The organism is Candidatus Phytoplasma pruni (assembly GCF_013391955.1).
Classification (GTDB): domain Bacteria; phylum Bacillota_I; class Bacilli_A; order Acholeplasmatales; family Acholeplasmataceae; genus Phytoplasma.
Genome location: NZ_JABUOH010000063.1, coordinates 1 through 15,747, shown reverse-complemented (window position 1 = coordinate 15,747; position 15,747 = coordinate 1). Strand labels below are relative to the sequence as shown.

11 protein-coding genes are annotated in these 15,747 nt (G+C 29.0%); 1 reads left to right on the top strand and 10 read right to left on the bottom strand.

Going from position 1 to position 15,747, the window contains the following annotated elements; genetic code table 11:
- The first annotated feature begins 325 nt into the window (after positions 1-325).
- A complete protein-coding gene (locus HR065_RS03070; protein WP_178734424.1) occupies positions 326-1,285 on the top strand; it encodes a hypothetical protein in 960 nt (319 codons plus the stop codon).
- A 117-nt stretch (positions 1,286-1,402) separates the two neighbouring features.
- Here HR065_RS03070 and glnS read toward each other — a convergent pair whose 3' ends face one another.
- From glnS to HR065_RS03020, 10 genes are all read right to left on the bottom strand, one after another.
- Positions 1,403-3,031, bottom strand: a complete 1,629-nt coding sequence (glnS, locus tag HR065_RS03065) for a glutamine--tRNA ligase (RefSeq protein WP_178734423.1) — start codon at positions 3,029-3,031, stop codon at positions 1,403-1,405.
- Between the two features lie 83 nt (positions 3,032-3,114).
- Complete coding sequence (gene tsaD / locus HR065_RS03060) at positions 3,115-4,107, bottom strand: tRNA (adenosine(37)-N6)-threonylcarbamoyltransferase complex transferase subunit TsaD (RefSeq protein WP_178734422.1); 993 nt, start codon at positions 4,105-4,107, stop codon at positions 3,115-3,117.
- A 27-nt stretch (positions 4,108-4,134) separates the two neighbouring features.
- On the bottom strand, positions 4,135-4,734 hold the full coding sequence (gene tsaB / locus HR065_RS03055; protein WP_178734421.1) for a tRNA (adenosine(37)-N6)-threonylcarbamoyltransferase complex dimerization subunit type 1 TsaB: 600 nt from the start codon (positions 4,732-4,734) through the stop codon (positions 4,135-4,137).
- 31 nt (positions 4,735-4,765) lie between these two features.
- Entirely contained in the window at positions 4,766-5,272 is a 507-nt protein-coding gene (gene tsaE, locus HR065_RS03050) for a tRNA (adenosine(37)-N6)-threonylcarbamoyltransferase complex ATPase subunit type 1 TsaE (protein ID WP_178734420.1), read from the bottom strand.
- Positions 5,273-5,395: 123 nt separating this feature from the next.
- A complete protein-coding gene (gene gyrA, locus HR065_RS03045) occupies positions 5,396-7,912 on the bottom strand; it encodes a DNA gyrase subunit A (RefSeq protein WP_178734425.1) in 2,517 nt (838 codons plus the stop codon).
- A gap of 40 nt (positions 7,913-7,952) precedes the next feature.
- The gene (gene gyrB, locus HR065_RS03040) at positions 7,953-9,857 is read right to left on the bottom strand and encodes a DNA topoisomerase (ATP-hydrolyzing) subunit B (protein WP_178734419.1); all 1,905 of its coding nucleotides are present in this window, start codon (positions 9,855-9,857) and stop codon (positions 7,953-7,955) included.
- Between the two features lie 414 nt (positions 9,858-10,271).
- Positions 10,272-11,960 (bottom strand): M3 family oligoendopeptidase, encoded by a 1,689-nt coding sequence (locus HR065_RS03035; protein WP_178734418.1) that lies wholly within the window; start codon positions 11,958-11,960, stop codon positions 10,272-10,274.
- Between the two features lie 345 nt (positions 11,961-12,305).
- Positions 12,306-12,824, bottom strand: coding sequence for a DUF2963 domain-containing protein (locus tag HR065_RS03030; RefSeq protein WP_178734417.1), 519 nt, complete (start codon positions 12,822-12,824; stop codon positions 12,306-12,308).
- Between the two features lie 196 nt (positions 12,825-13,020).
- A complete protein-coding gene (locus HR065_RS03025; protein WP_178734416.1) occupies positions 13,021-14,406 on the bottom strand; it encodes a Wadjet anti-phage system protein JetA family protein in 1,386 nt (461 codons plus the stop codon).
- Positions 14,407-14,581: 175 nt separating this feature from the next.
- A complete protein-coding gene (locus HR065_RS03020; RefSeq protein ID WP_244948355.1) occupies positions 14,582-15,721 on the bottom strand; it encodes a hypothetical protein in 1,140 nt (379 codons plus the stop codon).
- Positions 15,722-15,747 lie beyond the last annotated feature (26 nt).

Here is a 15,747-nt window from a genome sequence, read left to right as displayed (position 1 = left end):
GTTGATTTATTTTTTCGAGAGTTCAATTTTTGTCCTCAGTTCACTTTCAGAAAAATTATCTTTTTAACTAACTGTTTTAAAACCAATGGTTCAGTTAGTTAGCGTGGGAAAACCCACTATATATCATCATCAAAATAAATATTTTTTCAGCAAATTAATGCTTTTTTCTTGACTTTAATTCATTTTTATTGTAAAATAATCATGAAAACAAGATGATATATTTTAATTTTTCATAAAAAAATATTTATAAATTATAAGAAAGAAAAATTTAAAAAAATTAATTTTTAATAATATTTTAAAAATAAAAAAAAGAGGCACATTACACATGTTCACAATGAGATCAATCTTGTCTAAAGCTGAACAAAACGAAGAGATTTTAGCCGAAGCCATTGGTAAGAAAAAGGTTAATTATCAAACCGCTTCACTAAAAAGCGTTATCGGTAAAAGTTTTATTTTTATCGCTTTATTCGTTGTTTCAGTTTTATCAGTTCGTTTATTAAAACAATTACCAATAATGGAAAAGGCTTTGAATGAGTTCCATACATCCATCGGAAATAGTCAGAAACAAAGTGAGGCTGAAAAAGGAGCTGCAAACAATAATTCTCCTGTTAAAACAGAAACAACAGGACCTACATACGATTTGACTAAAGATAAATTAACCTTTATCATGTCTGGTTTGTTATTGTCTGCTGTAGTAAGTTTATTAGTTTTAATTCTTATCCCTTCCATCAGTGCTTTTACTTCTCACTATTTAGTTGTTAATGCCGGTTTATTTATTGGATTATTGCTAAATATTTTCAAAGATGAAAAAACAAATAACTTAGTGTTAGTAATTTCTGCAATTTTCTTTGCTATCATTTTATTCGTTTATAGCGTAACTATGTTACTTTATTATCAACGTTTTCACTCTAAAAAAAGAACAGCTAACAAAGGCGTTTTTAATAAAATAGGCTTTATTTTTTGGAACTACGCTTTAATTACTGTTTTATTCACAGGAATAATGATGCTTTCTATCATAATATTTAAACCCTATCACATAGGTTGGAACGAAATCAAAGAATATTTTCACCCTCTTTGGATTTTAGGTTACTTATTAGTTAGTGCTTTTTTCATCGCTCCTTATAGTGTTTATATGTCTGGTACTTTAATCATATTAGACGAAATTATAGAAAGAAAAATCAACAAAAAATACGAAATGCTTTTAGGTTTCTCTTTATTTTTCGTATTCATTTGGGCTTTTATAGCGTTTTTTGTTGATACAATGAAAAAATTCTCTGACAAATAATATACGGATGAATAGAGACTATCAATGATTGATAGTCTTTTTTTTGCCCTTTTATCTAACTAATATATTAAAAAAACCATCATTAGATGGTTTTTTTAATAACTCAATAAGTTCACCTTATTTATAAATTTTTTTCAAAGGGATGATTTCGTTAAAATTCGCTAAATTATCAGGTTGATGGTCGATATTAAAATAACCTTGTCTCACGAATTGAATTGGTTCATGATTTTGTTCTAATTTTAAAGATCCTTCTATCAAAACCTCTTTTTTAACCCAAGAATGATGATTAAAATCAGCACTTAAATTTAAAGGATTAGGGTTTTCACTATTGAAAAGCGGTTCATAAAAATTAAAAAGACCTTTTTGGGCGGTGGACTTTTCTACAAAATGAATAGTTCCGTTCGGTTTTCTTTCGTTAAAACCGCTGCCGCTTTTTGTTTGAGGATCGTATGTGGCTAAAACTTCAATAATTTCGCCTTTTTCATCTCTAATAACATCATAAGCTTTAATGAAATAAAAATGCAACAACCTCACTTCTCCGTTTAAAAATAATTTTTTGGATTTTTTGTTTAATTTAGTTAATTGAAAATCATTTTTTTCTATATAAATATGTTTAGAAAAAGCCATTTTTCTGGAACCAAAACTTAAATCTTCATGGAAAGGCACTTCGTTATATTCTATTTGGTGATCAGGATAATTAGTAATAGTCACTTTTAAAGGCTCTACCACAACCATCGCTTTTTTGGCTTTTTTTTGCAGATCATCTCTTAAACAAGAATCTAGCATGTTTTTATCGATATGAGTGTTATTTTTGGAAAGACCTATTTCTAAAATAAATCTTTTAATAGCTTCCGGTGTATAACCTCTTTTTTTAACCCCTTTTAAGGTCGGCATTCTGGGATCATCCCATCCTTGCACTAATTGAGAATCTACTAAAAATTTTAAATTTCTTTTGCTTAAAAAAGTTTGAGTAATATTGAGACGCCCGAATTCTATTTGTTTAGGGGTGTTTTTCATTTCTGTTTCTTTAATAATCCAATCATATAAAGGGCGATGATCTTCAAATTCTAAAGAACATAAAGAATGAGTTATTCCTTCAATAGCGTCCTCTAAAGGGTGAGCAAAATCATAAGCAGGGAAAATGTAATAATGTTTCTTTTTCAGAGTATAAGCGTCTAAAATACGATATAAAACAGGGTCACGAAGATTCATGTTAGGACTAGCCATATCAATTTTAGCTCTTAAAACTTTTTCACCGTCTTTAAAAACTCCTTGTTTCATTTGTTGAAATAATTCTAAATTTTCCTCAATAGTGCGATTGCGATAAGGAGAATTTTTACCAGGTTGTTTCAAATCGCCTCTATATTCTTTCAATTGCTCCATAGTCAAATCATCCACAAAAGCTTTACCTTTTTTAATTAATAAAATCGCTTTTTCTTCGATAATATCAAAATAATCAGAAGCATAAAAAATTTGGTCCGGCTCATAACCTAACCATTTGATATCTTCTAAAATAGCGTCCACATAAATTTGATTTTCTTTAGAAGGGTTGGTATCATCATACCTTAAATAAGTCTTTCCTTGGAAAAATTTAGCCAATTCAAAGTTAATAATAATAGCTCTTGCGTGTCCTAAATGCAGAAAACCATTTGGTTCAGGCGGAAATCGAGTAATTATTTCTTTATATTTTTTTTCGTCTAAATCTTTTTGCATAATAGTTTTAATAAAATTAGATTCTTGAAACATTACTAATACCTCGATTAAATTATAAATTTTAAATTAAAATTCTCAAAAAAGCTTCTAAAACTGCTTTTGGTAATATAATTGTGTTAAACAACTTTTAAATTAGTATTACCGTTGAGATTATATTTTTTTTCAGCTGGTTGGCTAAATTTGTTTTGATAATAAGCTGCGATGCCAATCATAGCCGCCTGATCCGTACAATATTTTAAACTAGGAGTTAATATTTCCGTTCGAGGAAAAGCTTTTTTAAAGCTATTGATTAAAAACTGATTAGCCGCCACTCCGCCTACTATAAGGAGTTGATTTGTGGGATATATTTCCATCGCTCTTTGGGTCTTTTTAACCAATACTTCTGCAATACTGGCTTGAAAAGAAGCCGCAATATCGCTTTTATATTGTAAAGACATTTTTTGATGATCAATGGAATTAATGATTTTACTTTTTAAACCAGAAAAACTAAAATTTAAATTTTTGTTTTTCAAATAAGGGCGAGGATAATTAAAAATATCTTTCCCTTGTAAAGCTAATTTTTCAATTATTGGTCCGCCGGGATAATCTAATTGTAAAGTTTTAGCGACTTTATCATAAACTTCCCCCACAGCATCATCTAAAGTAGTTCCAATATGCTTCATTTTAAAATGATCTTCTATATAAATTAATTCAGTATGACCGCCCGAAATTAAAAGCGCTAAAGCGGGGAATTTAATTTCGTTTTCTATTTGAGCGGAATAAAGGTGCCCCATCAAATGATTAACCCCTATTAAAGGTTTTTGATGAATATAGGCGAAAGTATTAGCAGCATTTATTCCCAATAATAAAGAACCGATTAAACCTGGTCCTTGTGTGACTGCTACTAAATCTATTTCTTGGGGAGTCATTTTAGCTTCTTCCAAAGCTTGTTTTAAAATTAAAGTAATTGTTTCTACATGTTTACGTGAAGCGATTTCCGGCACTACTCCGCCATATTGCTTGTGAAAATCAATTTGACTAAAAACTACGTTAGAAAGAACTTTTTTGCCGTTTTGAGTGACCGCTACGCTAGTTTCATCGCAACTAGTTTCAATGGATAAAATATTCATAAAAACACCTTTTTATCATTCATATATTTACTCATTAACCTCTTTAACCTTTTCGTTCAAATAAGGAATACAATAATTGGGAACCAAATGATGCGGTTCTGCTACTTTTGTCATATAAAAAAAGATTTGAACCGGAGATAAACGAAAGGTTTTTTCTGTTATTTGCAAGTGATTAGGAAAATCCTTTAAAAAAGCGGCAGAATAATTCTTTTCAGGTAAAATAACTTTATTATTGTCTAAACTTAAGCTATAAAAAGAATTCTCGTTAATAGCGATTTTAGGAGTTAATAAAACATCGGAATAACCACTCGATAACAGGAGTAAACTGCTTATCTGGTATAAAGGTATGTTTAATTCAGAAGCTAGCATTTTAGCGGTTAAAACAGCCACTTTTGTGCCAGTAAAAGAACCAGGACCAACTCCTACAATAATACCACTTAAATCTTGCAAAGAAACATGGTTTTCTTGAAGAACTATATCAATCAAAGGAATCATATTTTCTACAAAAGTGCGTGATTTAGTGTTTTTTTGCAAACTAATGATTTTTTCAGCATCAGTTAAAGCTACCAATTGAAAAGCAGTTGATGTATCTAAAATAATGTATTTTTTCATTTGATTATGATTCATAATAAAAATCTTTCTTTAAATTTTTATTAATTTATTTTAAGTCCGAAATATTTTGTTCTATTAAAACGCTTCTGATATTTTGCGGCAATACTTTAATTTGGACCACAAAAGTCCAAGAAGGGAATAAAGACGTTATTTTTTGCGGTGCTTCTGCTAGTAAAATATCCCCTAAATCAACATATTCTAACATTTCTGCGATAAACATCTTTTGACTTTCTTCGTTATCGTTGATAAAACGGTAAAAATCTAGGTGATGCAGTTGTCTATCAGGGACAGGATAAGATTTTAACAAAGTAAAAGTAGGGCTATTGATATTATCTTTAACGCCTAATTGTTTAAATAAACCCTTAGTAAAAACAGTCTTACCGGAACCTATCTGACCTTCCAATAAAACAATATTTTTTTGTGAATTAGCGTTCTTTTGAGATAAAATAATATTGCCCAAAAGAGCGCCCGCCCATTGAGTTCTTAATTGAGAAAGAGATTTTTTAAAATAAATGATTTTTTGGTTATTTTTTTTATGCTTGTTATTTTTCATTTTCTCTACTTTCTCATATAAAATTAATCTCTTTTGCTAAAATATTTCATAAAACGCATTTTTTCCAAAAAAACAACCAATCAAATATTTATTTCATTGGTTGTTTTTTCATATTTGTTTTATTTATAAATCTTTTTCGTCTTTTTTCACCACTACAGCGTTAATTAATTTGTGATCTTCTTGTAATTTTAATAATCTATTGCCTTGAGTAGCTTTAGATTTAGTAGTGGAAATTTTATTAGCGGAAATTCTTATTACTTGACCAAGGTGAGAAATTAAAATTAATTCTTCGCTTGGTGAAATAGTTTGCAAGGAAACTAAATTACCGTTTTTAGCGGTTGTTTTCAAGGTTTTAACGCCTTTTCCGCCTCTTTTTTGTTTTCTGTATTCATCTACTTTAGTTTTTTTACCATAACCTAATTCAGTTACTACTAAAATATCTTGATCAGAAGATAAAACAACTGCGGAACCAACGATATTATCATCGTTTTCAATTCTCATTCCGATTACACCAGAACCCATTCTAGTGGTTTTTCTAATGGAGCTTTCGTTGAAACGGATAGCTCTTCCGTCAGAAGCAGCTAAAATAATATCCTGTTTACCAGTGGTTTTTAATACGAATAACACTTCATCTTGCGGTTTTAAGACAAAAGCTATTTTACCATTATTTCTAATGTTTTCGTATTCCTTAATAGAATTTCTTTTAATTAAACCTTTTTTAGTTACTAAAACTAAATAATCTTTAATTTCTTTAAAATCATCTACGCTAGTAACAGCTGTTAAAAATTCACCTTTGTCTAACGGAATTAAATTAATTAAAGGAATACCTTTAGATTGACGCGTAAAGGAAGGGATTTCGTGCCCTTTTAGTTGATAAACTTTACCTTTATTAGTGAAAAACAATTGATAATCATGAGTTGATGTAACAACGAAATGTTCTACAAAATCATTTTCATTCATAGTCATTCCACTAACGCCACGACCACCTTTATTTTGTTTTTTATAAGTGTCTAAGTTTAAACGCTTAATATATCCTTTATTAGTGATAGTGATCAAAATACGTTCTTTTTCAATCAAATCTTCGTTAGAAATGTTTAAAACGTCTTTATCGTTGGAATTATTAATTGTAGTTTGTCTTTTATCTTTGAAAGAAGCCTTCATTTGTTTTAAATCTTCTTTCAGAAGTTGTTCTTTTTTCGATTGAGAAGCGATAATGCTTTCACATTCAGCTATTTTAGCGATTAAATTACGTTCTTCTTGTTTAACTTTTTCAATCTCTAAATTAGTGATTTTTTGTAAACTCATTTCCAAAATAGCTTTACTTTGGATTTCGTCAAAATTATAAGCTTGCATTAATCTTTCTTGTGCTGTTTTAACATCTTTAGAAGTTTTAATCATTTCAATAGCTCTATCAATATCGTTTAAAACTATCACATAAGCTTCAATGAAATGTTTTTTAGCCGAAGCTTTTTCTAATTCAAATTGTTTTTGACGGTTAATAATGTTAATTCTGAAATGGAAAAATTCAGATAACATAGTTTTTAAATCAACCAATTGAGGAACACCATTGACTAAAGCGATCATATTGAAATTAAAAGAGATTTGGAGTTGAGAATGTTTGTATAAATTATTTAAAAAAACATGCGGATTAACGTCTCTTCTCAAATCAATCACGATTCTAATACCGTTACGGTTAGATTCGTCTCTTAAATCTGTGATCCCGTCAATAATTTTTTCTTTCGCTAAAAAAGCGATACGTTCAATTAAACTACTTTTTTTAATTTGATAAGGAATTTCGGTAACAATTACCGAAGGTTTATTTTTATCAGTTTTAATGATTTCGGTTTTAGAGCGGATAAAAATTTTCCCTCTTCCGGTTGTATAAGCTTCTTTTAGGTGTTCTGCTCCTAAAATTTCTCCTCCTGTAGGAAAATCAGGTCCTTTAACGTATTTCATCAAGGCAGGGATTTCAATATCTTTATTATCGATATAAGCCACTAAAGCATCAATTACTTCGCCTAAATTATGCGGAGGAATATTAGTTGCCATACCAACAGCAATACCAGTAGAACCGTTAACTAAAAGGTTAGGAAATCTAGCAGGAAGAACTTTAGGTTCTTTTTCACTACCATCATAATTATCCACAAAATCAATAGTATTTTGGTCAATATCTTTAATCAATTCCATAGTGATTTTAGACATTCTAACTTCTGTATAACGCATAGCAGCCGCTGAATCTCCATCAATAGAACCGAAATTACCGTGACCATCTACTAAAGGATAACGATAGTTAAAGTTTTGAGCCATTCTTACCATAGCTTCATAAATACTAGAATCACCATGGGGGTGATATTTCCCCATGACATCTCCGACAACCCTAGCGGCTTTTTTATAACTTTCGTTGCTATAAACGCCTAATTCTTTCATTCCATAGATAATTCGTCTTTGTACGGGTTTTAAACCGTCTCTTACTTCCGGTAAAGCTCTGGAAACAATAACGCTCATGGCATAACTTAAAAAGGATTTTTGCATTTCTTGACTAATGTCAATAGTTTTAATGAATCCAACATTATTATCAGCCGCATCTTTGGGTGAATTGTCATTATTTAAAGTGTTATTTTTTTTAGTTTTGTCCAACATCATTTAATCGCCTTTTTTTAATTTTTGTTAAAAAATAAAATTAAACATCTATATCTGCATAAATAGCATTGTCTTTGATAAATGTTTTTCTGAAAGAAACTTCTTCTCCCATTAACATATTGAAAATTCGGTCCGCTTCTAAAGCATCTTCTAAAGATACTTTTAACAACGTGCGTGTTTCAGGGTTCATAGTTGTGTCCCAAAGTTGTTCTGGGTTCATTTCCCCTAAACCTTTGTAACGTTGTAAAGAAATTTTATTTTTATTAGTCGCTAAAAAGCCTTTTAAAGTTTCTTCGTTATAAAAATAATTGATTTTTTTACCTTGTTGAACTTTGTATAAAGGTGGTTGAGCAAAATAAATATAACCGTGTTCAATTAAAGGTCTTAAATTTCTGAAAAAGAAAGTTAAAAGTAAAGTTCTAATATGAGCTCCATCTACATCGGCATCAGTCATAATAACGATGCGGTGGTAACGTGCTTTACTAATGTTAAATTCTTGATCAATTCCTGCTCCAATAGCTTGGATCAAAGAAACGATCTCGTTATTGCTTAATATTTTTTCCAAACGAGATTTTTCAACATTAATGATTTTCCCTCTTAAAGGTAAAATAGCTTGAAATTTAGAATCTCTACCTTGTTTAGCCGAACCTCCGGCAGAATCACCCTCAACGATATATAATTCAGAAGAAGCAGGGTCTTTGCTGTAACAATCGGCTAATTTAGAAGCAAAACCTAAAGAATCTAAAGGTGATTTTCTTCTAGTCACTTCACGAGCTTTTTTAGCTGCAATTCTCGCTTTAGCGGCTAATAAAATCTTTTCAATAACCTTTTTAGCTTCTTGAGGGTTTTCTAATAAATATCTTTCTAAAGCTTCACCAAATTGTTTAGAAACAAATTGTCTTACTTCATGATTACCCAATTTAGCTTTAGTTTGACCTTCAAATAAAGGATCGTGATGTCTTAAAGAAATGATAGTTGTTATTCCTTCTAAAGTGTCCTCACCGATAAAACTCATATCTTTTTTTAACAAGTTTTTATCTTTAGCGTAATTAGATAAAATCCTATTTAAAGCCATTTTAAAGCCTTCTTCGTGCGTCCCCCCTTCATGAGTAGGGATATTGTTCACGAAAGAATAAATATTAGAAGAATAAACGTCCGTATATTGGAAAGCAATTTCCAAAGCCATATTCTCTACTTCAGTTTCTTGATAAAAGTCTTGGTTTAAGCCTTTTTTATTTGTATTTAAATATTTCAGATACTCTTTAATTCCACCTTCATAATAAAAATTAAATTTTTTAATCGGTTCTTTTCTGGTATCAGCGATATTTAATTTAATCCCTTTATTCAGGAAAGCTAATTGTTGAAGTCTGTTTTTTAAAACATCCAATTGATAAGAAAAATTTTTCATATCTAAAAAGATCGTTTCATCTGGTAAAAAGGTAATAACAGTTCCTCTTTTATCAGTAGTACCTGTTACTTCTAAAGGAGTAATAGGATTCCCTCTTTCGTATTTTTGATAATGTATTTTATTGTCAAAATGAATTTCTACTGTAAACCAGGAGGATAAAGCATTCACTACAGAAGCTCCCACGCCATGCAATCCACCAGATACTTTATAAGAAGAGTTGTCAAATTTTCCTCCAGCATGTAAAGTGGTTAAAATAGTTTCTACAGCGGATTTTTGAGTTTTAGGATGGATGCCGACAGGAATACCTCTCCCGTTATCCGTTACACGTACAACGTTATCAGGCATTATTTCCACGGTAATCTCATCAGCATAACCAGCTAACGCTTCATCGATGGAATTATCAACAATTTCCCAAACTAAATGGTTTAAACCTTTTTCTGAAGTAGAACCAATATACATTCCGGGTCTTTTTCGAACGGCTTCTAAACCTTCTAAAATCTGAATACTATCAGCATTATAATCGTTGCTCTTAACCATTTATAATATTTTATTCTCCTTAATATTAATTTCCTTTTTAATATCTATCATTATGTTTTAAATTTTTTTCTCTAAAATAAGTCTAAATGAATGACATATTAATTATTATAACACACAAATTAGCATTTTACAGACATCCCATGAGAAAAAGAAAGATTAATTTCCTTTCTTTTCTCTTGTGATAACCCAAAAATACTTAGATATTGTCTTGTTTAACCTTTAAAAAAGGCCTGGTTTGCTAGTTTTTGGATTTCTATTTTACCATCTTTTTTATCTTTAAAATAGTTCTTTTTTAAAAGCAAAAAACACTTTTTATTTAACGCAACAATAAGAGTTCATAACTGAAAAACGTCTTTTTTTATAACAACTCCAAAACGCTTTAAAAAAATATTTTTGGTCAAATTCAATTAAAAATTAAAATTTTTCATCATTAATTTGGTCTAAATAATGATCCACTTTGACGGCGATATTTTTTAAAGTATCTTTTTCAAAAGGATTGTTCAAACCCGAATTTTTCAATAAATTGACAAAACTTTCGGAACCACCTTTTTGACACAAAGATAAATATAATTGCCATGTTTGTGGATAATTTTCTTGACTTAAAGACCATATTTCTAAAGCTGCCACTTGAGCCAAAGTGTAATCAATATAATAAAAAGGACTAGAAAAAATATGACCTTGACGATACCAATAAGTACCTTTTTGCAAGAATTTATCCTCTTCAAAATTTTGCAAAGGCAAATATTTTTGTTCTAATTCGTGCCATACTTGTTTTCGTTCTTCTGGCGTCATTGCAGGCTTTTGATAAACTTCATGTTGAAAATGATCCACTAAAGCGCCATAAAGTAAAAAGTTAAGGGATTCGGATAAATGAGAAAATTTATATTTTTCTGAATCTTCTTTAAAAAAATGATGCATCCAAGGCCAAGCTAAAAATTCCATTCCCATAGAGTGAATTTCCGCCGCTTCTAAAGTAGGAAAACGGTATTCAGGGATTAAATGGCGACTTTGATATACTTGGAAAGCGTGTCCCATTTCGTGCGTTAAAACATCCACATCATGGCTTGTGCCATTGAAATTAGCGAAAACAAAAGGAGACTGAAATTTAGGCAAGTAAGTGCAATAACCTCCGCCTACTTTATTCGGTTTACTTTCTAATTCTAAAAGTTCTTTATCTACTAATAAATTAAATAATTGGTTGGTTTCTTCAGACATTTCAGCATACATTTTTTTAGCTTGTTCCACTTGAAAATCAACTCCACCTTTAGGAGTAGGATTTCCGCTTAAAAAATTAAATTTAGCGTCATAACTTTGCAGTTTATCAATGCCGATACGACGAGATTTTTTAGTCAAGGTTTTACGGTAAAAAGGTAACACATTGGTTAAAATATTTTCACGGTAAGAAGCTACATGATCAATATTATAATCCACTCTGCCTAAACGGTCATAACCTAATTGAACGAAATTTTCATAACCCAAAAGACGCGCCATTTCGTTTCTCACTTGGACTAAATTATCATAAATTCGATCATATTCTTTTTCGTTTTTTTCAAAAAAAGCGGAAATAGCTAATTGAGCTTCTTTTCTAGTATTTCTATCCGGAACAGATAAAAAAGTAGCCATTTGACTTAAATTGTATTGTTTGCCTCTAAAATTGACCGAAGGATCAGCGATTAATTTTTCATATTCAGTAGTTAAAGCATTTTCTTTTTGTAAAAAAGGGATTATTTTAGCATCAAAAGTTTTTAAAAATAAATGAGTTTTTTGCAACAATAATGCGCCAAATTCTTTAACTAAACCTTCATAATGTTTACTTTGAACCATTTTTTGAGAAAGATCGAATTGCCATTCGGATAAAAGAGGACCATTATGATCCCAAAAAGCTTGTTCTTCTTGATAAAAAGGATCTTTAGTATTCACGCTATTGCGTATGCTCGCTAAAGTAGCCATAGAATTAATTTCATCTGTTATTTGGTTCACTTCTTTTAAACTTTTGATTTGTTCTTCTAAAGAATAATCAAGGAATTTTTCAATTATTGGTAAAATATTTTTTTTAATTTCTTCCATATTGGGTCTTTGGTATGGGAATTGGCTAAATTTCATGTTTTATGTTTCCTTTTTAATCGAATTTTAAGAAGTGGATTTTTCAAAACATTTCCAAATTCAAATTTATATTGTTAAATTTCTTCAAGATAAAAAAATAATTTTATTTTTTTATTATATCACTTTTAATTTATTTTTATTAAAAAACATTTTTACCAAAGGAGATGAAAACAGTTGCCAAGATAAGCTAAAAGAGATATATGGGCCAATTTTAGCATAATTACATCAAGTTAAAATATATTTAAAACAAGCTAAAAATAATGAAAAAAAAAAAAAAACTAAATTAGTTTTTTTTAATTCTTAAACAGAGTGTTCTCAAGGGTTAAATATGACCTGAAATAGTGCTTAGTTATTTTTCATTCCGGCTTTGTAAGGTTTTTGAATGATTTTTTGAACTGTTTTACCATCTTCTTGAAAGATGGTTTCGGTGGTTAATTGGTTTGTTTGATTATATTCAATAATTCTGTCTTGCCTTTTCCCATCTGTTCTAAAAAAAATCGTTTTTATTTTATGAGAGTGCACATCATAAATGTCTGTAAAATTTCTGGTTTTACCGTCTATTTGGAAAAAGGTTTTTTTTGTTAATTGTTCGTTTTCATTAAATTCTTCAATAAAATCAACGGTTTTACCGTCGCTAAAAAATTTGTTTTTTTGAACTATTTTTTTTGTCAATAAATCGTAACAATTTTCAGTCTGCGGATCAATTTTAATTTTAAATAATTGTTTAGTAAAATTATCATATTTCTGTTTTAAAGTTTGGTTTTCCTCCCTCATGGAGCTAATTAACCAACCGCTTAGGGTAAAGGTTAAAAACAACAAAAAAGTTAAAAAGAAGACGAAAAAATTATGATAAAGGGGTTTCATGCGAAAAAATTTCATCTGTTAAGGTTCTCAACATATTTATTCTAATGGTTTTTTGGAAAAAGATTGCTCTTTCCATCAACCATTATAACTGAAAAATATTTTTTTCCTATAGGATTTATATTCTAGGACGAGAAAAAAATATCACCTTATTTAACCATTATTAGCTAACTATAAAAATTTATTTTTAACCTTTAAATCATTCTTTTTTAAAAATTAAAAAATCAGAAAAAGAGATATTGTTACAGGTTACTTTTTGATGCAAAGGTTCAATGCGATAAATATTTTTTTTAGCTGAAGATTTCGAATAAATAAAAATCAGAATTAAACGCGATATATCACGATCATTATTTAAAATAATTTCTGAACCTTTAAAAGGGTTTTTTTGTTTCAACATTTCTTCCACATAAAGATTAATATTTTTTTTATTATAAAACAAATCTCTATTTAAAAAAGTTTTTTTCTTTTGAGCTAAAATATTTTCTGATTCTTCAGTAATATAATCTAAAGAAGAAATGCCTATTTCTTGTTTGACTCTTCGGGGTTTATAAAAGGATTGTTGATCTAAATTTTTCATCGGATAAAGGTTGAAAAAATCTTGATATTCTATTTGGTTATTAAGAACCATTTTTAAACCATAATTCAAAATGTTTTGTAAATTTTCTTTTTTATTGTTGAAAAATAAAATCCTATCACAAGCTATTTTTAAATATTGTTCGTTTTTTTGGTCTATAATTTCAATCAATTGATCAGCTGTTTTAAAATTTTCTTTCATTTGTTCGATTTGTTCCCAAACCATGGAATAAGATTGTTGGGCTGAATAACCATAAATATATTGAATTTGTTCTACCAGAGATTCAATATAAAGCGAGTTATCTTGCATTTCTTCTAAAAATAAATTAATTTGCCTTCTATATTTGAAAAAATTATCCGCTGTTTTTAACAAATAATAAGAAGAATCAAAAAAATTTTTTTTATAATTCAACAACAATTGTTCTAAAATATCTTGCACATTGGATTGAAAATCAGTGTTTAATAATTGATGATAAAAACGATAAATATTCGCTTTTAAAATTTTTAATTTTACTAGCAGGTTTTGTGTTTTAGAAACTGCTTCGTGAAAATTAGCGTAATTTTTTTCTACTAAAAAAAACTTCAAAAGAGAATAGACACTATAAATATTCCCAATTGATTCTGGTTTAATTTCGTTCAAAGTTTTTTTAAAAAAATTAATCATTTCTAAACTATAATCAAAAAAGTTTAAATTAATGGTATTATAATTAATTCTTTCTTCGCCCAACCAACCGTTTTTTTTAAAGATGGTGATAACTCTGGAAGCTTTTTGATGGTTGTTGATCACTGTTTTGTCTGTGTCTTCCGTATTTTCTTCAGTTACTAAATGTTTGTTTTTCTCGTTGAAATATTTTTCTAAAGTATTGATCGCTAATTCTTTTTCAATGTAAATATTATTTTCTTTATTGGCGATATTTTCTAACAACAAAAGACAATCGATATAAATATCTTTGTTAGGAGAAGATAAAATTTGAAAAAAATTATTCGGTAAAGTTTTGAATAAATGAGACATAATTGTGGGTTGCTCACTTTTTGATTTATTATTTTCATATAAACAATAGAAAAAAGTTTATATTAAAATTATATAATATTTTTCCATTTACAGCGGTCTTTTTTACCTTTAACGCTGATTAGTTAAAAAGCTTGTTCTAAATGTTACAATTATTTAAATATTTTTTTTAACTTTTTTAAGGTTTCTTTTTTTTATTGGGCGTTGAAGTTTTTTTCTGTTTTTCTTTTCTCAAATCATCTGTTAACGTCTTATTTTGTTTTTCTAATGTTGTTTTGGCTTTTTTCAAATCTGTTATTTCTTTGTTCAGTTTAGTTGTTTCTTTTTCTAAAGTGTCTATTTTGGTTTCTAAAATGTTTTTTTGTGTATTTAACGCCTCTTTTTCGGCGATTAAGGTTGTTATTTGGTTGTCTAATTGAGTTTTTTCAGCTGCTAAAGCGTCTCTTTCAGTAATTAATTTTTCTTTGTCCTTTTCTAAAGTTTCTATTTGATTCTTCTTTTCTTCTTGTTGAGAAGTAAGAGCCCTTTTGTCATCGTTTAATTGGTTTTTGTCTCGTTCTAAGGTCTCAATTTGGTTTGTCAAACCTTGTTTTTGCAAAATAAAAGATTCTTTTTCAGCTATTAAGGTTGTTATTTGATTTTCTAATTGGTTTTTTTCAGTGATTAAAGTTTCTTTTTCAGCGTTTAATTGTGTGTTTTGGTTTTCTAACGTGGTCTTTTCATCCTTTAACCCCTGTTTTTCGTCCTTTAGACCAGTATTTTGTTTTTCTAAGTTTTCTATTTGTTTTTCCAGTTCTTGTTTTTCCAAAAGCAAAATTTCTTTTTCATCGTTTAGATCGGTAATTTGTTTTTCTAAGTTGATTTTTTCATTTTTTAAAGTTTCTTTTTCAGTATTTAAAACTTCTTTATCAAGGTTTAATTGTTGATTTTGAGTTTCTAAAACCTTCTTATCTGATTGTAAACCAGTGAGGTCGTGTTCTAACGAAACGTTTCTAGTTTCAAAATCTACTTTTTGATCCAAAAGCGTTGCTTTTTCTTCTTTTAATTGAGAACTTTCAGTTTTTAAAGTCTCTATTTGAGAATGCAATTCTACTTGTAGAGACATCATTTCTTCTTTCTCGCTTTTTAATTGTTTATTTTGCTTTTCTAAGTTTTCTTTGTCCTTTTGTAAAATGGATAATTGTTCCGTTAAAGCATTATTTTTCTTTACCCAGTCATCATATTTATTTTTTATATCTTTTTTTTGTTTGGTTAGATCATTAGATAATTGAATGTTTTGTTGTTCTAAAGAAGTTTGTGTTTCTTCTGAAAACTTCATTTGCCTGTCTTGAAAAAGACCGGTGA

Coding starts and splice junctions, on each gene's coding strand:
- gyrB (WP_178734419.1), bottom strand. CDS start 9,857: ATGGTTAAGAGCAACGATTATAATGCTGATAGTATTCAGATTTTAGAA.
- HR065_RS03020 (WP_244948355.1), bottom strand. CDS start 15,721: ATGAAGTTTTCAGAAGAAACACAAACTTCTTTAGAACAACAAAACATT.
- HR065_RS03070 (WP_178734424.1), top strand. CDS start 326: ATGTTCACAATGAGATCAATCTTGTCTAAAGCTGAACAAAACGAAGAG.
- HR065_RS03025 (WP_178734416.1), bottom strand. CDS start 14,406: ATGTCTCATTTATTCAAAACTTTACCGAATAATTTTTTTCAAATTTTA.
- gyrA (WP_178734425.1), bottom strand. CDS start 7,912: ATGTTGGACAAAACTAAAAAAAATAACACTTTAAATAATGACAATTCA.
- glnS (WP_178734423.1), bottom strand. CDS start 3,031: ATGTTTCAAGAATCTAATTTTATTAAAACTATTATGCAAAAAGATTTA.
- HR065_RS03035 (WP_178734418.1), bottom strand. CDS start 11,960: ATGAAATTTAGCCAATTCCCATACCAAAGACCCAATATGGAAGAAATT.
- tsaE (WP_178734420.1), bottom strand. CDS start 5,272: ATGAAAAATAACAAGCATAAAAAAAATAACCAAAAAATCATTTATTTT.
- HR065_RS03030 (WP_178734417.1), bottom strand. CDS start 12,824: ATGAAACCCCTTTATCATAATTTTTTCGTCTTCTTTTTAACTTTTTTG.
- tsaB (WP_178734421.1), bottom strand. CDS start 4,734: ATGAATCATAATCAAATGAAAAAATACATTATTTTAGATACATCAACT.
- tsaD (WP_178734422.1), bottom strand. CDS start 4,107: ATGAATATTTTATCCATTGAAACTAGTTGCGATGAAACTAGCGTAGCG.